At 67.2% G+C, this 20,680-nt stretch carries 13 protein-coding genes; 10 read left to right on the plus strand and 3 right to left on the minus strand.

Annotation, left to right across the window (positions count from 1 at the left end):
- Positions 1–22: 22 nt before the first annotated feature.
- From ACYX4S_RS15460 to ACYX4S_RS15485, 6 genes are all read left to right on the plus strand, one after another.
- Complete coding sequence (locus ACYX4S_RS15460; RefSeq protein WP_476360852.1) at positions 23–11,224, plus strand: right-handed parallel beta-helix repeat-containing protein; 11,202 nt, start codon at positions 23–25, stop codon at positions 11,222–11,224.
- A 134-nt stretch (positions 11,225–11,358) separates the two neighbouring features.
- The gene (locus ACYX4S_RS15465; RefSeq protein WP_476360853.1) at positions 11,359–11,874 is read left to right on the plus strand and encodes a phage tail protein; all 516 of its coding nucleotides are present in this window, start codon (positions 11,359–11,361) and stop codon (positions 11,872–11,874) included.
- 51 nt (positions 11,875–11,925) lie between these two features.
- On the plus strand, positions 11,926–12,441 hold the full coding sequence (locus tag ACYX4S_RS15470; protein WP_476360854.1) for a phage tail protein: 516 nt from the start codon (positions 11,926–11,928) through the stop codon (positions 12,439–12,441).
- A gap of 12 nt (positions 12,442–12,453) precedes the next feature.
- Positions 12,454–12,972, plus strand: coding sequence for a phage tail protein (locus ACYX4S_RS15475; protein WP_422067749.1), 519 nt, complete (start codon positions 12,454–12,456; stop codon positions 12,970–12,972).
- An 89-nt stretch (positions 12,973–13,061) separates the two neighbouring features.
- Positions 13,062–14,330, plus strand: a complete 1,269-nt coding sequence (locus ACYX4S_RS15480) for a DUF8189 domain-containing protein (protein WP_476360855.1) — start codon at positions 13,062–13,064, stop codon at positions 14,328–14,330.
- Between the two features lies 1 nt (position 14,331).
- Positions 14,332–14,892, plus strand: a complete 561-nt coding sequence (locus ACYX4S_RS15485; protein WP_476360856.1) for a GNAT family N-acetyltransferase — start codon at positions 14,332–14,334, stop codon at positions 14,890–14,892.
- 48 nt (positions 14,893–14,940) lie between these two features.
- On the opposite strand, the gene ACYX4S_RS15490 is transcribed toward ACYX4S_RS15485, so the two are convergent.
- Positions 14,941–15,249: a DUF6916 family protein gene (locus ACYX4S_RS15490; RefSeq protein ID WP_476360857.1), complete on the minus strand. Its 309-nt coding sequence runs from the start codon at positions 15,247–15,249 to the stop codon at positions 14,941–14,943.
- 46 nt (positions 15,250–15,295) lie between these two features.
- A complete protein-coding gene (locus ACYX4S_RS15495; RefSeq protein ID WP_476360858.1) occupies positions 15,296–15,733 on the minus strand; it encodes a hypothetical protein in 438 nt (145 codons plus the stop codon).
- A 381-nt stretch (positions 15,734–16,114) separates the two neighbouring features.
- Here ACYX4S_RS15495 and ACYX4S_RS15500 point away from each other — a divergent pair, with 381 nt between their 5' ends.
- The 3 genes from ACYX4S_RS15500 (at position 16,115) to ACYX4S_RS15510 (ending at position 19,087) form a co-directional block, all read left to right on the plus strand.
- A complete protein-coding gene (locus tag ACYX4S_RS15500) occupies positions 16,115–16,867 on the plus strand; it encodes a SapC family protein (RefSeq protein WP_476360859.1) in 753 nt (250 codons plus the stop codon).
- A 289-nt stretch (positions 16,868–17,156) separates the two neighbouring features.
- Positions 17,157–18,599: an MATE family efflux transporter gene (locus ACYX4S_RS15505; protein WP_476360860.1), complete on the plus strand. Its 1,443-nt coding sequence runs from the start codon at positions 17,157–17,159 to the stop codon at positions 18,597–18,599.
- Positions 18,596–19,087, plus strand: coding sequence for a glyoxalase superfamily protein (locus ACYX4S_RS15510; protein ID WP_476360861.1), 492 nt, complete (start codon positions 18,596–18,598; stop codon positions 19,085–19,087). The genes ACYX4S_RS15505 and ACYX4S_RS15510 overlap by 4 nt, the downstream gene beginning before the upstream one ends.
- A gap of 77 nt (positions 19,088–19,164) precedes the next feature.
- On the opposite strand, the gene ACYX4S_RS15515 is transcribed toward ACYX4S_RS15510, so the two are convergent.
- Positions 19,165–19,728, minus strand: a complete 564-nt coding sequence (locus tag ACYX4S_RS15515) for an invasion associated locus B family protein (protein WP_422067741.1) — start codon at positions 19,726–19,728, stop codon at positions 19,165–19,167.
- A gap of 294 nt (positions 19,729–20,022) precedes the next feature.
- Between ACYX4S_RS15515 and ACYX4S_RS15520 the strand changes: the two genes are divergently transcribed.
- The gene (locus ACYX4S_RS15520) at positions 20,023–20,643 is read left to right on the plus strand and encodes a TetR/AcrR family transcriptional regulator (RefSeq protein WP_476360862.1); all 621 of its coding nucleotides are present in this window, start codon (positions 20,023–20,025) and stop codon (positions 20,641–20,643) included.
- The last annotated feature ends 37 nt before the right edge of the window (positions 20,644–20,680 follow it).

The following is a 20,680-nucleotide window of genomic DNA, read 5'->3' on the forward strand; positions in this document are numbered from 1 at the left end:
CCTGTCGGGAGCGGGTCGCGAGTTGCTGTCGTCCTCATGCGCGGCAGCACTCCTCGCCGGCACCTCCGCTTCCGCGGTCGCGCAGGACGCAGCCCCGCAGTGGGGCGCCTGGGGTGAAATCGGCGCCCAGGCGGGATCCGAATCGAGCGCCTTCCTCGAAGGCTTCATGCCGATCGGGCAGGATGGTGACAGCCTCGTCTTCCTCGACATGCGCCTCGATTACGGCGAGAACGCGAAAGGCTCCTCCTCCTTCGGTCTCGGCCTGCGCCAGGTCGTGGGCGCGGACCTCATCCTCGGCGCCAATGCCTTTGTCGACGTGGTGCGCACGGACAACCGCAAGGTCCTGCTCGGCGCCACCCTCGGCCTCGAGGCCTTCACATCGAACTTCGACCTGCGCATCAACGCCCATGTTCCCCTCAGCGGCACCGCCGGCACCGGCTCCCAGGTGCGCAGCACGGGCGTCACGGTCACCAACAACCAGCTTGTCGAGACCCGCGTCCGCCAGGACGACGCCACCGCCCTGCTGTACGGACTGACCGGCGAAATCGGCGCGCTGTTCGATTCCCCCTTCGGCGACAACCAGCGCCTGCGTGCCTATGCGGGCGGTTATTTCTACGACCGCGACGGCTTTGACACCGAGGCCGGCGGGCGCCTCGGCCTCGAGTACCGCATCGACGATGTGCTGAGCCTCACCGGTTCGCGTTTCACGCTCGGCGCGGAACTCGTCTACGACAAGTCCGACAAGCTCGACGCCGTCGCCTCGGCGCGGCTCAGGATTCCGCTCTTCGCCGGCAGCCAGGCGCCCACGACGCATGGCGCGCGCGACGAGAGCCGGCTGCTCGACCGCATGGACGAGGGCGTGCGGCGCGACAAGGGCATCCGCGCGGGCAGCCGCCAGAGCTCGACGTCAATCGCCTCGATCCCGGTCGTGAACCCGAACACCGGCGCGACCTACGGCGACATCTATTACGCGACCCAGGGCGGCGGCGGCACGGGCTCCTTCGCCGATCCGACCAGCCTGTCCAACGCCATCACCAGTGCGGGCGCCAACGGCATCGTCGTGGTGCTTGGCGCCAACGGCGACGTGACGACGGCCGGCGTGACGCTGCAGAACGGCCAGGTCCTGGCCGGCGGCGGTTCCACCATCGGCGTGCAGCTTTCGGACGGCTCGACGACCAACTTCCTGCTCTCGGGCACCGCCGGCACCATTGACGGCGACCCGGGCGTGACCACGGTGACGCTGGCCGACAACACGCTGGTCACGGGTCTGACGCTTCGCGGCGGCACCACCGTGCTCGACGGCAACAACGTCGACGGCGCGACCTTCACCAACCTGACGATCACGGATGCGACGAACGGCATCAGCATCATCGGCGCGTCGAACACGTCGATGTCGAACCTGTCGTTCTCGAACATCACCGGCACGTCGATCCTGCTGAACAACCAGGGTGCCGTCCTGTCGGACATCACCATCGACGGCGGCACCAACGGCATCGTCATCGCCAACAACACCGGCACGACGACCCTCAACAACATTTCGGTGAGCAACGTCTCCGGCGACGCGCTGACGTTCACCAACAATTCCGGCGCGATCAACGTCAACGACTACTCCGCCACCAACACCGGCGACGACGCCATCGTCATCAGCGGCGGCGGCACCTTCGCGTTCTCCGGCACGACCCAGATCAACGGGCTGGGCGCGGGCGCGTCGAGCGACGGCATCGACCTCAGCGGCACCTCCAACGCCGATCTCACCTTCGGCGACGTGGATATCACGGGCGTGGGCGGCGGCGCGGGCCTCAACATGGCCGGCGCGGATGCCTCCGTGCTCATGCAGAGCCTGGACATCACCGGAACGGGCGTGACGGCCAGCCGCGGCGTCGACATTTCCGGCACCCAGAACGGCCGCGTGATCAACATCATCGACGGCGGCAACATCTCCAACGTGGGCACCGGCCTTGTCCTGGGCACCAACGGAGCCGCGGCGGCCGCGCCGGATGCCGTGTTCAACTGGGGCGGCGGCACCATCGGCGGCACGATCTACGGCCTCGACGGCGTCGGCGTGAATGCCGCCAACGGCAGCTACGCACTCGGCACCACGAGTTTTTCCGCGCCGTTCAACTTCACCATGTCCGGCGTGCCGAACTATTTCATCTCGGCCACCGCGACGGGAACCGGCGACGGATCGTCCTCCACCAACCGCGCCTCCATCTCCACCGCGATCGCGGCGGCCGCGGGCCTGGGCACCGTCAACTTCATCCTGGTCAACGACGGATCGGCCATCGACACGTCGGGCCTGACGTTCCAGCTCGCCAACGGCCAGACGATCAACACCTTCGGCGACGGGCGCACCTTCTCCTCCGCCGGCTACGTGATCGCCGCCAACATCACCGGCTCGAACCTGCCGTCGGGCGCGGTGACCATCACCGATCCGACCGGCAACGGCGCGGCGACGCTGACCAATTCGTCCGGCGCGGTCAGCACCATCGGCCTCGCCAACGGCAACGCGGTCCGCAACATCACGATCGGCAGCGCCGCCGGCACGGCGATCTCGGGATCCGGCATCGCGGGCGTGACCATCGAGGGCGTGACGATCGGATCCGGCGGCACCACCGCACAGAACGGCATCGATCTCAACGGCACCTCCGGCTCCGTCGTGCTGACCAACGTGTCGGTGGACGCGACCGGAACGGGCGTGTCGCTCACCAACACGAGCGGCACGGTAACCGGCAACAATGTCGACATCACCGGGTCCGACACGCTCGCGGTCACGGGCGGCGACGCCGCGATCTCCTTCAACGCGTCCAGCTCGATCACGTCGAGCGGCGGAACGGCGGTCTCCATCGCGAGCCGCGTCGGCGGCAGCTTCAGTCACTTCGGCACGGTCACCGCGAACGGCGCCGGCTCCAGCGGCATCTCGGTGAGCGGCGCGACGGGCCAGAGCGACGTCACCTTCGGCGGGCTGGTGTCCCTCGGCCAGACCACGGCGCTCGGCGGCGGCGCGGGCGTTTCCTTCGACAACAACGGCACCACGTCCACCCTTGCCTTCGACGGCGGCCTGCAGATCACGACTTCCGGCCAGACGGGCCTCGTGGGAACCGGCGGCGGCACGCTCAGGGTCAGCAACTTCGCCAGCGAGACGATCACGACGACCGGTGCCATGGCGCTGTCGCTCACCGGCCTCAACGTGCAGGCGACGTTCGACTCGATCGACACCAGCAATTCGAACATGGGCTCGGTGGCCCTTCGCGATCTCGACGGATCGCTCGCCGTCAACGGCGGCACACTGGCGACGGTTGCCTCCGGCAGCAGCTTCAACAGTTTCCAGCTCGTCCAGAGCGACGGGGCAGCGACACGCGCGTTCGAGCTTGCCGTGGACGGGCTGACGATCACCCACGACGCGTCCTTCGGAAGCGTCGGGCCCAGCGAACATGGCATCGTGGTGGCGACCTATGGAGATGACAGCGCCGTCGTCTCCGTGTCCAACTCCACATTCGCGACCGAGGATTCAGCCGTCCGCGTAACCGCCTACAACCAGCTGGTGACCGTCACCAATTTCGCGAACAACACGCTTCTGGGCAGTGCGACATCCTTCGATCCGGACTTCTTCAACAACGGTGTCTCCTTCGAGGGGGTCACCTTCGATGCGGATCTCGGCGCAGCCGGCATCCAGACCGTCAACGGCGGCACCTTCGCGTCGGGAACGCCGGGCCTGGCCACCCGCAACGGCGTCTTCTTCCTCGGCGGGAACAGCGGCAGCGTCAGTTTCAGCGACTACACGGTCAACACCGTTGACGGCGGCCTGGTCGCAAGCTACGGCAACAACGGCCTGACCCTCAATATCGCAGGCGGCAGCATCGACGCGGGCAGGGTGCAGCTCGAGAGCACGACCGGCGGGTTCGACGGCTCGATTTCCCTGTCCAGCATGACGCTGACCAGGACGACAGGCGTGGGCGGGAGCGGAGGCTTCATCGCCAACAACTATTCCGGAAACTTCACGGTCACCGGTGCCACCAACATCAGCAACGCAGAGCTGTCACAGGATTTCGGGGCGACCGGCTACCAGCGGCTCTCGACTCCCGGTGCGCTGTCGATTTCCAACTCCTCGGGCGATTTCACGTTTGGCGACATCACCATCGGCACCCAGAGCGGCACCCCGCCCGCGGGCACCGTCTTTACGACCGGCGGCGCGACCGTCGGCATCAACCTGGCCGGCAACAGCGGCACCTTCACCTCCACGGGGACCGTCACGATCACCGACACGGTGGAGGACGCGATCCGCATCGCCGACACCAGCGGCGCGATCGCCTTCAACCAGGTCTCCATCGTCAATCCCCGTGCGGACCTGTACCCGTTCACCGGCCCCGCTGTCGCGGGCACCGGCCGGGAGGCGCACAGCGCCGGTGTCGACATTTCCGGCACGATCGACGGGACGATCTCCTTCAACGATCTCGACATCGCGCTCAATTCGGAAGAGACGACCGGCATCGAGCTGAACGGCGCGACACTGAACGCCGCCGTCACCGCCAACGACTTTGACGTGACCGGCAACGGGTCCGCCAACACCATCGGCGTCGATCTGCGCGGCACGACGGGCGGCAGCACGGTACGCCTCGGCGACAGTTCGGCCACGGGCGAGTCCAGCAGCATTGCCGGCGTCAACACGGGTGTCTGGCTCAACAATTCGACCAATGCGATCTTCACCTTCGGCGACGGCGAGGACGGCACGGACCAGGGGTCGACGATCTCGGCCAACACCGCCATCGACGCGTCGTCCGCGCCGACCGTCGGCAGCTACGACTTCCGGGACGTGAATTTCACCAGCGGCCCCGGCCTCGGCTTCGGCACGGGTGCCATCTACTTCGTGGATTCCGACGGCGCGACGGGTGGCGGCGACGGCTCGGGCCGCGATGCCTCGAACCCGATGACGCTGGCCGCCGCCGAGGCTGCCGCGGGCGCCGGCGACATCATCGTGCTTATCAACAACGGCGCGACCATCAATGTCGCGGGAACGAACGGCAACGACACGCTGAACCTGCTCGACCAGATGCAGCTCCTCAGCTTCGGCGACGGCGCGGGCGGCAGCCAGGCCATCACCGTCAGCCTCACGGTACCGCCGACGATCCTGCTCTCGGCCTCCGGCATCACCATCGCCGACCCGACCGGAAACGGCGGCGCGGTCGTGACCTCGACGGCCACGGATCCGCTGGTGGGGCTCGGCTCCGCCGGCAACCGCATTGCCGGCGTGGTTCTCGATGGCGGGGGAACGGTCGGCACCGGCATCTCGGGCACGTCCTCCACCGGGCTGACCGTCGATCGCTCGATCATCCGCAATTTCACCGGAACCGGCATCGACATCACCACGTCGACGGGCACCCAGGTGTCCAATTCGTCGTTCTCCGGCAATGCCAATGACATCGCGCTCGGGAACGCGTCGGGCACCTCGCTGTCCAACATCACGTCGACGGGCGCCACGGGGCGGTCGATCTTCTTCAGCGGCAGCTCCGGCACGAACAGCCTGAGCAATGTCTCGATCGCGTCCGTGACAGGCGGCACCGGGCTTTCGTTCCTCAATGCCGGCGGCACGTTCACCGGCACGAATGTCGACATTTCCGGAACCAACGGCGAGGCGCTCTACATCGAGGGCGGCGACGCGGCCTACACCTTCGATGCCGCGAGTTCGATCGACATCACCTCGGGTGCCGCCATCACCCTTCTGAACATCGCCGGCGGCAGCCTGACCCACGCCGGTACGGTGGCGGCCAACGGCAACGGTGCCAGCGGCATCGCGTCCTTCGGCGCGACCGGAGACTATTCCGTCTCCTTCACCGGCGCGGTCGATCTCGGCACCACGACCGCGATGGGCGGTTCCGGCCTGGCGGTCGACAATGCCGGGCAGAACGGCGTGTTCAGCTTCGCGGACCTCGACATCGATACGAACGGCAGCTTCGGCATCCTGATGCAGAATGGCGGTTCGCTCGGTATCACGACCGGCAGCCTCAACGTCACGAACGCCCAGGGCTTCAACCTCGCCGGGTCGGACATTGCCGCCAGCGGCATCACCCTGACCTCCTTCAGCAACACAGGTGCCGTCGGGGCCGTGGCCCTCGGCATGAACGGCTTCGGGGGCGGCGACTTCACCGTCACCGGCACCACCACGATCAGCGGCACGACCGGTTCCGCGATCTCCATGACCAGCGTGGCCGCGAATGTCGATCTCGGCACGGTCAACCTGACGCTTGCCGGTGGCGACGGCTTCCTGCTCAACGGCAACTCCGGCACGCTCACGGCCGGCGACACGACCATCGACATGGCCGGCGGTTCGGGCAACGCGTTCCGCGCGACCAATGCCAACGGCAACATGACCTTCGGCAACATGGACGTGGTCAACCTCGGTGCGGGCACCGGCCTCAACCTGTCGGGCGGCACCTTCGACGGGCAGATCACCTTCGCGACCCTCGACATCACCGGCAATGGAAGCGCCGGGTCCAAGGCCATCGACCTCACCGGTTATGTCAACACGAAGGACGTGGTCACAACCAACTCGAGCGCGATCTTCAACGTCCAGACCGGCATCGACTTCACCAACGCCAACATCGGCGCGGGTGTCCGCTTCCAGTACGGTGACGGCGACGCGACAAATCCGGGCACGGAAAGCACCATCGACACGACCGGCTTCGCCGTGGTGACGACGGGCATGGGCTCGACCGGCGAATACGACCTCGAGGATGTGGCCTTCGGCACGGTGCTCGGCACCACCAACACCTCGAACCTCGCCGGACCGTCCTACTATGTCGTCGGCAGCAACGGCAGCACGGGCGCGGGCAACGGCACCTTCCTGACCCCGGGCACGATCGCGGGCGCGGAAGCCTCCGGCGCCGACGCGATCATTCTCGTCGACAACAACGACGACAGTATTCGCGACGTGATCGATGTGGTCGCGCAGGACGACGGAACCTTCACGCTCGCGGACGGCCAGGTTCTGGTGTCCATGGTTAACGGCGAGACGGTGGACCTTGCCACGCTCGGCCTCAGCGGCTCGGGCGCACCGGCCAGCCTGAAGCTCACCGGCATCACCTCCAGCACGCAAGTGACGGCGTCCGGTGGCACTATCGACGATGTCCGCGCGATCCTGACCTCCAGTTCCGCGAGCGGCACCGTGGCGCTTGCCGGATCCTCGACGATCCAGAACACCACCATCCGCAACACCGGTTCGGGTGACGGCATCTCCGCGTCCTATGCGGCCAATGCGACGGCCCGCATCCGCTCCAGCCAGATCGACGTCAGTTCTTCCGCGCGATCGATCGACATCGCGACGACGGGCGGGGCGACCAACGTCGAGTTCTCCGGTCTCGACCTGGACGGCGGGCTCCGCTTCGACGGCAGCGGCGGCGGATCCCTCTCGGTCACCTCGACCGGCATCAACCGGGTCGATGACACCGATGCGGAAGCCATCCTGCTTCAGGACGCGGATGCCTCGCTCTCCGGCCTGATCATCGGTTCGTCGAACACCGGCACCGGCAATGACGTGGCCGGTGCAGGCATCCATATCGTGAACTCGAACGGGGTTTCCAACACGGTCACCCTGACGGACATCACCATGGGGTCCGGCGGCAACGGCGACACGACCGATGTCGCGGGGGCTGGTATCGACGTCGACTCCTCCGGCAGCGGCGTGCTCACGCTCAACATGACCGGCACGAACGTCATCCGTTCAAGCGGCCAGGCGCTGGACGTCGACGAGACCGGAGCCGGAACAGCGAACAACGTCCTGCTTTCGATCTCGAACACCACCTTCGAGAGTGCCGCGACGGGCGTGCCGACAGTCTCGATCACGGGCCAGAACGTCTCGACGGTGCAGAACTCCGTGCAGGTGCGCGCCTTCGCCGGCAACACCGTGATCGGCAACGGCACGGGTGGCGGCATCCGCTTCGAAAAGGTGGACTTCGACAGCGACGGTGCCGGCGCGACGGTTTCGGCCGGCACGCTGAACGTGGGCCAGGGGACCGGAACGCGCGTCTCGGACGACGGCGTCGCCTTCATCGACACCACGGGCGCGATCGATTTCACGACGCTCAACATCTACAACGACAATGGCACCGGCCTCCTGGTCGATACCAAGACGAACGGGCTGAATACCGACTTCACCATGACGGGCGGCGGCTCGGGCACGGTCGACACGACCAACGGCACGGCGCTGTTCCTCGACCCGCTCACGATGAACCTGACCTTCGGCACAGTGACCTCGACCAACGCCAGCGGCTCCGGCGTGCTGGTGGATGGCGGCGACGCGGTCGGCGGCGGCGGCAACAGCGCCCTGACGATCAGCACGCTCAATATCTCCGGCTCCAGTGACTCCGGTGTGCAGATCATCGATTCCAGCGGTGATTTCAGCTTCGGCGCGACGACCATCAACAATGCCGGATCTGCCGGCGGCGGCCTCGAGTTCACGGCGGCGACGGGCGACACGACCAACATCGCCTTCACCGGCGGGCTGGACATCGACACATCCACCGGCACCGGCATCACCGGCGGGCGCACCGGCAGCGGCACGGTCAACTTCTCCGTCGCGGCGACGGGCACCCGTTCGATCAACACGACGACCGGTCAGGGGATGGTCCTGTCCAACGTCAACGTCGGCGCGGCGGGCATCACCTTCGCCAACGCGACGGCCAGCGGCACGGCCACCGGAAACTTCATCGATCTGGACACCGTCGGCGGCAGCGGCACGCTGCGGGTCAACAACACCTCGGCGCTGGGCGTCAGCGGAACCGGCATCAGCATCTTGAGCTCCTCCGCCGATTTCATCTTCAACCAGATCACGCTGGGAGATATCAACGCGGCCGGCCCGATGACCTACGGCCTCAATCTCGACGGCAACTCGGGATCGTTCACGACGACGGCATCGAGCATCATCTATTACGCCCAGGCTGCGGGCATCCGCATCGCCAACGCGGCGAGCACCTTCAGTGCCGATTTCCAGGCGCAGATCGAGGCGTCCAACCGCAACGATGCCTCCTATACGGCCGGCGGTGACGGGCTTGTGCTCACGAGCAACAATTCCAGCTCGACCATCAACATGGCGCGTTTCGTTTTCACGGAGTTCCAGCGCGCATCGGGCTCGGGTGGCCAGGGCATCGTCTCCAACTTTGGCGGACAGGTCACCATCGGCGGCGGCAGCGTGAGTTCCAACAACGCCATGGGTGACGGCGTCGCCTCGATCGACATCCGCAACACGGCCACCAATATCACGCTTGACAGCGTGTCCATCGATACCGACGACCCCGGCGAGAGCGGCGGCGGCATCTATCTGCAGAACAACACCGGCAATTTCACTCTGGAATCCGCCTCGGCTTTTGCGGCACGCAACACGATGGGCATCTACGCCAGCAACGCCGGCACGGTTTCGATCGGCACCGTCTCGGCGGTGAGTGTCACCTCGTATGGTACGGCGGCACTCGACATCACCAACACCACGGTGAACCTGACGCTGAACAACGTCTCGGCCCCGACCAGCACCGGACGCGGCGTCCGCCTCGACGGGATTTCGGGCACGGTCGCCGTCAACGGGACCCTGAACCTCAACAATTCCTCCGCCACCGGCGGTCCGGCCCTCGACCTCGCCAATCTCGCCAGCGGCACCAGCGTGACGTTCTCGGGCACCTCGAAGACGATCACCAGCGGCGCGAACGATGCCATCCGCATGAACGGCAATGACGCCTCGAGTTCGGTCAGCTTCACCAATGGTGGCCTGGTTGTCTCCACGACGACGGGTCGCGGTATCATCTCGGCCCTTGGCGGCAGCCTTTCAATCACCGGAACCGGCAACACCGTCAGTTCCACAGGCGGCGGCCGGGGCGTCGATCTGAGCAGCACCACCATCGGGGCCAGCGGCATCACGCTGCAGTCGGTCTCGACGAATGGCGCGGATCGCGCGATTTCGTTGATCAACACCGGAACGTCCGGCACGTTCTCGGTGACCGGCACCGGCTCCACCGACGGCTCGGGCGGCACGCTCGCCGCGACGACCGACACCGCCATCTGGCTGCAGAACGTCAACGACGTTATTTTCGCCAACATGGTGGTCAACGGCAGCGGCAATCACGGCATCCGCGGCCAGTCCGCGGTCGACCTGCAGCTTGTCAATATCGACACGCAGGGCTCCTTCGGCTCGTCCGTCGGACAGGGCACCGTCTATATGTACGACGCCGGCGGCACGCTGACGATTTCGGGCGGCACCTACGGCGGCGCGTCCGACAACACCATCCAGATCGACAAGACCAACGGCGGCACGCTGACGCTGGCGATTTCCGACGCCACGATCTTTGCCGGTGACGACGCGACCGCCGGTTTCGGCAATGACGCCCTGCAGATCAGCGTGTCGGGGGGAGCCATCAACGGCACGATCACCAACAACACCTTCGCGGGCGCCCTGGCCAATCACATCCAGATCATCGCCTCCCAAAGCGCCGACCTCGATCTCGACATCGGCGGCACGGGTGTCGGAAACACCTTCCAGCGTCATGGCAGCAACCCGACCAGCGGCGGTGGTGGCGTCAACGCCGCATTCACCGGGTCCGGCACGGTCGCACTCGACATTCTCGACAATGACATGAGCGCGATCTACAGCGCCGGCAATGGCGTCAGCCCGATCGAGATCCAGACAGGCAGCCTCTTCAGCGGAACGCTGACCTCGCAGGTCCGGAACAACACCATCGGCACTTCCGGTGTCACCGGATCCGGTGCCGGCGGCAGCGGTGGTTTTGGCGGTTTTGCCATGCAGTTCGACGCGGATGGCGGTGGCACGGCCAGTTATGTGGTCAGCAACAACATCATCCACGACTACAACGACTCAGGCATCAAGTTCTTCCAGCCCGGTGGTGCAACGCAGGATGTCACGGCAGTGATCACCGGCAACCAGGTCAACCACACGTCCGGAGCGGGTTTCCCAGTTGCCGGAATTGAGATCGACGCCGGCAGCGGCAACACCGGTTCCATGTGCGCGGACATCACCGGCAACACGGTCACGAATTCCAGTGGCTTCCTTGCCGGCGGCATTTACGTCACGTCGGACAGCGGCCACACGTTCAACCTCGTCGGTACGCCCGTGGGCAGTTCCACGGGCCCGGCGATCGCAAGTGTGCTCAACGGCACCAACACGCTCAGCCCGCCTGCGGTCGGGGGCAACAACGGCACCTACAACATCGTTGCCGCCTGCCCGTAAGGGCTGGCGGCAACGCCGCATGAGTGAACAGGAGACCTGCAGGGTGCCAGGGGCGGAGTTTGCCTTCAGGCACAACCAATGATTGGTATTTTTTACAATATACCCCTACTGGCACAGAACGGGAGGTATGCGCCATGGCAGAACCATTTCTCGCGGAAGTCCGCATGATGGGCTTCAATTTCCCGCCACGCGGCTGGGCGTTCTGCGACGGCCAGATCCTGCCGATCAGCCAGAACCAGTCGCTTTATTCCCTGCTCGGCACCACCTACGGCGGTGACGGTCGCACGACCTTCGCGCTGCCCGACCTGCGCGGACGCACGCCGATCCACGTCGGGCGTTCCGATGGCGGAGCCCATCACAGCGAGGGACAGAAGTCGGGCGAGGAAACGCATACGCTCAGCGTCAACGAGATGCCGCAGCACATGCATGCGGCCGACGCAATCTCGGGACCGGGCACTACGCCCATTCCGCAGAATGCCTATCTCGCCGATCTTCCCTCCGGGTACACGGACCCTGGCGCGAGCGTCACCAGCCTGCGCAGCAACACGGTCACCCATGTGGGCGGCAGTCAGGCGCACCAGAACATGCAGCCCTATCTGACGGTCTCGTTCTGCATCGCGATCGAGGGGCTTTTCCCCTCACGCAACTGACCCAGCGCCAGGCGCATTCCGCCCAAACCGTTTTCCGGGAGGACCCAATTCATGTCAGAGCCCTATGTTGGCGAGATCCGCATGTTCGCGGGCAACTTCGCCCCGCGCGGCTGGGCCTTCTGTGACGGCCAGCTGCTGGCCGTGTCGCAGAACGACGCCCTTTTCAGCCTGCTTGGCACCATCTACGGCGGCGATGGCCGCACGACCTTCGGCCTGCCCGACATGCGCGGGCGCATTCCCATCCACCAGGGCCAGGGCCCGGGACTGTCGGAACGGCGGCTCGGCTCCAAGAGCGGCTCGGAAACGGTGACCCTGACGGTGAACCAGATGCCGAGCCACGGCCATGACTTCAGGGCGATGCAGACCTCCGGCACCGACGACATGCCGACGGGCCGTGTGCTCGCGGATCAGATCGCGCCGATCTTCACCACGGAAACGCCGGTCACGAACATGGCCGTCAATTCGCTCAGCCATGTGGGCGGCAGTCGTTCGCACACGAACATGCAGCCCTATCTTTGCGTGAGTTTCATTATCGCGCTTTTCGGCGTGTATCCGAGCCGGCACTGAGGGAGGTCCGTCATGTCTGAACCCTTCATCGCGGAAATCCGGATCTTCGCGGGCAACTTCGCCCCGCGCGGCTGGGCCTTCTGCAACGGCCAGCTTCTGCCAATCTCGCAGAACACGGCCCTGTTCTCGCTCATCGGCACCACCTATGGCGGGGACGGGCGCACCACCACCGCCCTTCCCAACATGGAAGGCCGGGCGCCGATGCACCAGGGGCGCGGCCCCGGCCTGACCTCCCGCCGGCTCGGCCAGCGCGGCGGCACCGAGACGGTGACGCTGACCGAGGCACAACTGCCCAACCACTCGCACTCGCTCTTCGCCAGCACCCTGATCGCCGACGAGACCCAGCCCGCGTCCAACGTCACGTTCGGCCGGGCCAGAAGCCTGGCCTACGCCACCGGAACGGCGAACACGAGCATGGCCTACCAGACGATCACCGACGCCGGCGGCAGCCAGGCGCACAACAACATGCAGCCCTATCTGGCGATGAACTTCATCATCGCGCTTCAGGGCCTCTATCCGTCGCGCGGCTGAAGGGCGGCGCGCGGGATGATCCGTCGCTCCGCGCGCCCTTTCAGGCCCCAGGCGACGACCGGCCCGGCCGGAAGACAGGGAGAAGACGCATGAGCCAGACACGGCAGATCCCCGGTGAGCATGGGGACATGATCGAGATCGAGGTCGGCGAGACGCCGTTCGCGGAACTGTCCCGGCTGATGATGGTCGGCATCAGTTCCGACAACAACCAGCTTGTCTGGACGGCACAGATCGCGCCCAACGGCCCGTGGACCGGGACGCTGACGCCGATCGACACCGGCCACGCCTATATCGTGCTCGGCACCGGATCGACACTGGACGGTCGCGTTGCCATGGTCGCCCAGACCACCGGCTCGCCCGCATCCGTTCACTACATCGACGAAGCCGTCGAGCAGGCACCGGGCGGCGGCCAGCGCTGGAACGCGCCGCACGACCTCGGGATGCCCGACGGCGTCGCCGGCTTCCAGCAGCTCGTCATGGGCCGCGGTCCGTCCGGACGCGTCGAGATCTTCGGTGTCGACGCCGACAGCGGGATCGTTTGGTGGTGCTACCAGAATCCCCTGACCACGCAGAAGAAGACCGAGTGGGTCACGCCTCCGGGCACGGACACGCCGATCGAGGTCACGGTCGAGGTTCCCGCCCCGCCCGCAACGCTCTGGAGTTCCTGGACCGGACTTTCGGCGGGTGACGTCTCGCGGATCAGCCTCGTCAACGACGCCAGCGGGCGCATCATGCTGATCGCCATGGGACAGAACCCCGCGCAGGCGCAGGTGCATGTCAACGCGCAGACCGAGCTCAAGTCGCTGACCGCCGGCGACTGGACGGGCTGGGAGCGTATCGACGACGCCACCAGCGGAACCGCGAAGTCGATCCCCTGCGGCGTGCTCGACGACACGGGCGCGATCAACATCTTCATGGTCTCATCGGACAACGAGGTCGCGCAGTTGCGCCAGACCGTTCCCGACGAGGAAGGCTGGTCGGAATGGACGAAGCCCGGCATGACCGACACCACGCTGATCAATGTGACCAGCGGGTTCGACGGCGACGGCCTCATCATGCTCGTCGCCGTCGCGCAGGACGGCGGCATATGGGCCAATCTCCAGACCCACGTGGCCGGCCAGCGCTGGAACGGATGGCAGAAGATCGCGACGGCGTCCGGCTTCGGACTGGCTGCGATGGACTACAATTCCGACGGGCGGCTGAGCTACTTCCTGGGCGCCTCCCAGAACAACTCGGTGTCCCTGATCAGCCAGACAGCGCTGAACTCCACCACATGGGGAGCCGGCTGGAGCCAGATCGCCTCCTCCGGCATCTTCACCTACGGCATCGTGCGCGATCTCACGCCGCCTGACAGCTGAGATGACGACCACGGACGCAGCATCGACGGGCGCCCCCTTCACGCCGGCGGAGTTTCCGTCGGCGCGCGGGGCGGGTCTTGCCCTTCGGGCCTTCACGGCCGACAGCGTCGGCAGCGCGGATCTCGCGTTCCTGAGCCGGCTGTATGCATCGACACGCGCCGAGGAACTCGCTCCCGTGCCGTGGAGCGAGGCGGAAAAGACCGCTTTCCTCGACATGCAGTTCCACGCCCAGCACACCCACTACATGCAGAACTATCCCGACGCGGCGTGGTTCATCGTCGAGCGGGAAGGCGAGGCGATCGGCAGGCTCTATCTGGAGCGCTGGCCTTCTGAAATCCGGATCATCGACATCGCCCTGCTTCCGGCGGCGCGCGGCGGAGGCCTCGGCGCGGCACTTCTGGCGGATGTTCTCGCGATGGCGGAGCGGGAGGGGCGTGCCGTGGGCATTCACGTCGAACACAACAACCGTGCCATGCGGCTCTACCGCAGGCTTGGCTTCGCCTTCAGCGAGGACAAGGGCATCTATCACCTGCTGCACTGGCGGCCCGGCCAGCGGCCGTGAGGACCGCCGGCGACCGCCCGACGGCGGCGGTTCCGCCCTTGCGCGGGCTCAGGTGAAGACCGCCTCGTACTGCATGACATCGCCATCGCGCAGCAGCGGCACCAGGAACAGCGGCAGCGTCTTTTCCGCGATGAGAACCTCGTGCAGGCCCTGCTCCAGCGGCATGGCCGAGGGCCCCTCCAGCAGCACCGAAAAGGCGCCGCCCTCGCGCAATCCATGCGCCAGGCGGCTCACGTCGACAACCGTGAGCGCCGCATCCGGCGCACCGGCGAGCGGCAGCGGCTTGCCACGCTCCGCCTCGAAGGTTTCGGCCGTCAGGCGCGCGATCTCCTCGCTGGGATCACCGGTTCCGCTCATGTCTCTTCTCCCCGTTTCTCAAGGCCGGCCCGGGAGCCGGCCGCACTCATGCCCGGCCCGGGCCGCGAACCAGGACACGTGGCACCGGAAAGCGCCCGAAGCCCAGATCGATCATGCGCTGCGCCTTGCCACCACCGCCTTCCGCCGCCGGCGCGGCCGGCCGGCTTGCGACCGCTCCCTTGCGCACCGCCTCGAGCGTTGCCTCCACCATCGGCGCGAAACCGCCCTGATGGAGTCCGGCCAGCATGGCGAGCGTGTCGGCGGCTCCACCCGAAAACGTCCAGGCGCAATCGGAGAACCGGCACCCGTTGATGACCGGTGTCGCCCCGCCGGCATAAACCAGCCGGCAGCGCTCGAAGACGCACCCCTCGAAGGCACGTCCGTCCACCAGGATCTCGGCATCGCGAAAGGTCTCCCCGCGATGGACGACACCGGCTGCAACGGGGCGTTTCGCGGCGTCGCGCTCGTCTGGTCTGTCGGTCATGGAATGCGGATCGCCTGTGCCGGTGCAAGATGCGGACTACGCCTTGCGCGCGATCCTAGAGGTCTTCAGCCTGAGGTGGAAGGGAGGAAGAGGGATCCGCGCACAGGCCGTTGCCCGGAGGGTGCATGAGGTTCGTCGGCCACGGGGCGCGCGCTCCCCACCGTTTTCACGGCGTTCAGGCGCCGTTTGTGGGTCCACACCCTAGGCAACCGGGGCCCATGCAGCTAGAACGGGCGCGTGGCGGACCGGCGCACCCTTGCGTCAACGGCCGCCTGTTCTTCACGGCTCTCTCCCGGGGGCCGATTGCGCGGGTGCATGAGGCGAGATCCCGCCCTTTGCCGCGACCACGGATTTGAACCGATTGCACGAGGACCAGACCGCATGAGCGACGCCAGCACCCCTGCCCCGACCGGACTTCCGCTCTTCTACTCCCGGCCGGTGGCGCTGCGCGCGGAACTGCACGGCGAGACCCGCGTGACGCTCGCCCCCGACTACCGGTTCGCGGGCACTACGCATGCGGCGCCGCTGAACGCGGTCGAGTTCGCATCCGCCTCGCGTCACTACCCGATCGTCTTCGCGGCCACCACGGAAAAGCCGGCGGCGATCGCCGTGCTCGGCCTGCGCCGGGACATGAACGTCTTCGTCGACGCGGCCGGAAAGTGGGTCGAGGACACCTATATCCCCTCCTACATCCGCCGTTATCCCTTCATCCTGGCGCGCAACGACGAGGGCAGCGAGTTCACGCTCTGCCTCGACATGGACAGCGACAAGGTGGGGACGGACAAGGAAACGGCCCTGTTCGACGGCCTGGAGCCCTCCGACATCACCAAGAAGGCGCTGGAGTTCTGCGCCGCCTACCAGCGCGAGGCCCGCGAGAGCGAGGCGGTGCTCGCCAAGCTCGCCGAGCATGACCTGCTGGTGCCCAACGAGGGCCGCTTTACCCTGCCCTCCGGCGAGGTGCTGACGGTGAACGACTTCCGCGTCGTGGACGAGACCCGCTTCAACGCGCTCGACGACGCGGCCTTCCTGGACCTGCGCCATTCCGGCACCCTCTCGGCGATCTACTGCCACCTGCTGTCCATGCGCAACTGGCCGACGCTGCTGCGCCTTCTGGAAGCCGGCAAGGCCGCCTGATCCCCTGCATCCGGGCGGAGGGGGTTCTCCCCCTCGCCCCCTTCTGTCTTGCCCCTGCCTTGCTCCCGGCACCTTTCTCCGGACGCCCCGGCGTTGACAGATGCGGCCTTGGCGCCTAGATAGCGCGGACAGGTTGCCGGCACCTGCCGCCCGCAGACGCGTCCCGCGTCCTGGTGAAGCCGGTCGAAAGCGCCCCTGCGGCGCCCTTTCATCTCACCCTCGAAGCGTTTCGACGGTGGGCAATGCGGGCCCCCTCCCAAGACGAAACGCTCCTTGCGAGGAGTGAGACATGACATCCCCGACCGATCCGGCGCCGAAACCGCGCCCGGCGGCCCTGCTTGACAGCGCGCCCGCACCTGCGTTGCTGCGCCAGGCGCTTCCCCTTGCCCTGATCCTCAGCCTCAACGGGCTGCTCGGCCTTGCCGACGCGGTGCTGCTTGGCCGTTTCGTGGGCGCGGAGGCGATGGCCGCCGTCAGCCTCGCCTTTCCCGTTCTCATGCTGATCAACGCGCTCGCGATGATCGTCGGCGGCGGCATGGCCGGCCGCCTGTCCCGTCATCTGGGTGCCGGTGAACGCGCCCGGGGCGCGGCCCTTCTTGCCGGCGGACACGGACTGGCGCTCGCGCTCGCCGTATTCGCCATTGCCGTCTTCGCGCTGGCCGGCTGGCGCCTCGCCCTGCCGGGTCCCGGTGTTCCGGGCGCGGTGGCGCACGAAAGCTGGCTTTATCTGGCGATCCTCGTCGGCGCCACGCCGGTGCAGTTCCTGCTTGCCATTCAGGCGGACGCCTTCCGCGCCGAAGGACGGGCCGGCATCGTGGCGCTCCTGTCCGTGGTGGTGACCGGGGCGAACATCGCCCTCGACACGTTGTTCGTGCTGGGCGCCGGTCTCGCGGTGGCCGGCACCGCCATCGGCACGGTTCTCGCCCAGGTGGCCGGCCTTGCCCTGCTCGCCGGACTGCGCGCCCGCACGCCCGACGCGCTGCGGCCGCACTGGCGGGCGTTGCTCTCGCGGGACGACTGGTCCGCGATGCTGCGCGAGGGCGCGCCGCTCGGCCTCGGCCTTGCCGGCATCGCCACGGTCGCCACGGCGGTGCTTGCCACGCTGAACGGCTTCGGCGGCCCGCAGGCGCTCGACGAGATCGCCGCCTACGGGCTTGCGACCCGCCTGTTCGGTTTCGCCTTCCTGCCGTTCCTGGCACTCGCGCTCGCGACCCAGACCCTGGCTGGCGCGGCCGTCGGGGCCCGCGACGCGGCGAGGGCGCGAAAGGTGCTCGTGACGGCGCTTGCGGGCGCGGCCGCCTTCGGCCTCGCCGTACAGGTCGCCTTCGTCATGGGAGCCGGCGGCATGTCCGCAGCCTTTCTGCCGGATCCCGGTCCGGTTGCCGTGGCAACGCGGATCCTGCCGGTCATGGCCGCCCTCTACGTGACATCCGGACCGCTGCTGGTGGCCGCCTTCTACCTGCAGGGCAGCGGCCGGCCCGGGCGCGCGGCGGTGTTGACGCTGACCAAGCCGTTCCTGATGCTTCCAGCACTCGTTGCGCTTCTGGCCCTGCTCGCCGGTCGCACGGCGATCTGGTACGCCTTTCCCTTGGCGGATGCGGCCATGGCGGCTCTCGCCGTCGGCCTCGCGTGCGTCTTGTGGCGCACCGGCGGCAGGGACACGCCCGCAGGAGACCAGATGGCCAGCCGGATAGCCGGCACCGCAGCCGGCAACGCGGAGGGAGCGGCATGAAACGCGATCGCGGACAGGAACCCGCCGCCCTTGCCTCGGCCCGCGCGCAGGCGCGCGCCCTGCGCGAGGCACTCGCCACACGCGGAACGCCGGTGTCGCACTCGCAGGCGCTGGAGCTTATCGCCCACCAGCACGGCGCGCGCGACTGGAACACCCTGCACGCCCGGCTCGCCGCGACGGAGGTGCCGCCACCCGCGGCACCGGCGAAGGCACCGGCGTCGCCATCCTCCTTCGGCCTGCGCCAGCGGGTGCGCGGGCGCTATCTCGGGCAGCCGTTCCGGGGCGAGATCATCGCGCTCTCGCGGGTGGGGCCCGGACGCACGCGGGTGACGGTGCGCTTCGACGAGGCGGTGGACGTGGTGCGGTTCGAGAGCTTCTCGGCACTACGTCGCCAGGTGACGGCAACGCTCGACGGCCAGGGCTGTTCGGCCTCCGCAACCTCCGACGGGACGCCGCACATGGTGCTGCGCGCGGAGGAGGACACCTGACCGGATACGAAAGGGCCGGCGCCTGGTGGCGCCGGCCCAAAACCGGAAACGTCAGGCGGACCGCAAGGCCCGGCCGCTTACTGCGCCAGCTTGTTGTAGGCGGCGGTGAAGCCGATCAGCGTCACCGGGATGGCGAGATCCTGCTGCTGCGCGGTCTTGAAGCCGATGACCAGCCGCTGCCCCTTCTTCATGGCGGCGAGCATCTCGTCGGAGATCGCCATTCCGGCGTAGGCACCATTGGCATCGCTGGTCTGGATCACCATCTTCTGCTCCGCGCCGTCATCGATCTTGATGACCGCGCCGGCCGGCAGGAAGACACCGTGAGGCAGGGCAACGACGATGGCATGATTGGGAGCCCCCTCGCGCGGCTCGACCACGACGGTCAGCAACCGCTGGCCGCTGTCCTTCATGACGATGTTCTGGAGCGCGCGGCACTGCTTGGGCGCGCCTTCCTTCGCCTCGCCGCACTGGACGACCCAGTTCTCGGCCGGCGCGGTGGCGCCATCCCCGGCTGCCGGCGCGGTCTGCGCGTAGCCAGGTGCGGCCCCCAGGGCGAGGACGCCGGCGAGCGCGAGAACGCGGGCGGCGGAACGGGCGAGGCGTGCGAGCGGCGCGCCAAAACGCTGGGAAAACTCGATCATCGGAAAAACCACATCCTGTCGGCGGGGGTGGAAAACGGGCGCAAGTCTACGTGGCGCGGCAAGAACGGGTCAATGGCGGGACACCGACTTTCCCGCCCCATTCGCGCGGATTTCCCGCCTGCATCGCGCCGCGGCGATGCGAGCCGGAGACCGCCCCTTCACGGTTGCGGGCGTGCATCTTTGCAACACGCGCGAAGGCGACCGCAAAACTCGGCATACGCGTCTTGCCGGGCGTCCGAAAATATATATAACCACCCGGTCGGAAACGAACTCGAAGACCGGAAAAGACGCCCCATGGGACGCAGGCGGACAATCGACCGGGAAGCGGTGCTCGACGCGGCGGAGCGCGTGGTGATCCGCGACGGTGCCGCGCGGCTCACGCTTGACGCGGTCGCCGTTGAAGCCGGCATCAGCAAAGCCAGCGTTCTCTACGACTACGGCTGCAAGCAGGCGCTCATCCGCACGGTGATCGAGCGCTGCATCGAGTGCAAGGAAACCCGCGTGCGTACGAAGGCCTCCTCCCTGGACGGCCCGGACGCGTATCTCAGGGCGCGAATTGCTCTTGCATCGGACCCGCTCCCGGACAAGGATCGGGCTCTCACCTTCGGGCTTCTGGCCTCGCTCGCGCAGGATGAGGAGCTGCGCGGACCGATCCGGAAAGCCTATTGCTCAGCCCTGAGCGAGGTCAGCACCACCGCCGCCGAGCCGCGCGGTGCAATGCTGGCCTTCCTTGCCCTTGAGGGGCTCAGGTCGCTGGAATGGCTCGGACTTCATTCATGGGCGCAGGAGGAGCGTGCCACCCTGCTCAGCGACATCGGTCGGCTGCTTGCGCAGCGACCGGAGCCGGCGGATGGCGCGGACGTGGCGACAGGACAACCGACGGAAACCGTCGGCTGTCGGGAAACGGGCGCGTGAAGCTCAATCGGAAACATGGAATTTGCCGGTCACGGAC

The sequence above is a fragment of the Stappia sp. ABD4_338 genome (assembly GCF_056312175.1).

Bases quoted from the DNA above. Each gene is read 5' to 3' on its own strand.
- ACYX4S_RS15515 (WP_422067741.1), bottom strand. From the start codon at position 19,728: ATGATCGAGTTTTCCCAGCGTTTTGGCGCGCCGCTCGCACGCCTCGCC.
- ACYX4S_RS15490 (WP_476360857.1), bottom strand. From the start codon at position 15,249: ATGAGCGGAACCGGTGATCCCAGCGAGGAGATCGCGCGCCTGACGGCC.
- ACYX4S_RS15510 (WP_476360861.1), top strand. From the start codon at position 18,596: ATGAAACGCGATCGCGGACAGGAACCCGCCGCCCTTGCCTCGGCCCGC.
- ACYX4S_RS15465 (WP_476360853.1), top strand. From the start codon at position 11,359: ATGGCAGAACCATTTCTCGCGGAAGTCCGCATGATGGGCTTCAATTTC.
- ACYX4S_RS15520 (WP_476360862.1), top strand. From the start codon at position 20,023: ATGGGACGCAGGCGGACAATCGACCGGGAAGCGGTGCTCGACGCGGCG.
- ACYX4S_RS15500 (WP_476360859.1), top strand. From the start codon at position 16,115: ATGAGCGACGCCAGCACCCCTGCCCCGACCGGACTTCCGCTCTTCTAC.
- ACYX4S_RS15470 (WP_476360854.1), top strand. From the start codon at position 11,926: ATGTCAGAGCCCTATGTTGGCGAGATCCGCATGTTCGCGGGCAACTTC.
- ACYX4S_RS15480 (WP_476360855.1), top strand. From the start codon at position 13,062: ATGAGCCAGACACGGCAGATCCCCGGTGAGCATGGGGACATGATCGAG.
- ACYX4S_RS15505 (WP_476360860.1), top strand. From the start codon at position 17,157: ATGACATCCCCGACCGATCCGGCGCCGAAACCGCGCCCGGCGGCCCTG.
- ACYX4S_RS15495 (WP_476360858.1), bottom strand. From the start codon at position 15,733: ATGACCGACAGACCAGACGAGCGCGACGCCGCGAAACGCCCCGTTGCA.
- ACYX4S_RS15485 (WP_476360856.1), top strand. From the start codon at position 14,332: ATGACGACCACGGACGCAGCATCGACGGGCGCCCCCTTCACGCCGGCG.
- ACYX4S_RS15475 (WP_422067749.1), top strand. From the start codon at position 12,454: ATGTCTGAACCCTTCATCGCGGAAATCCGGATCTTCGCGGGCAACTTC.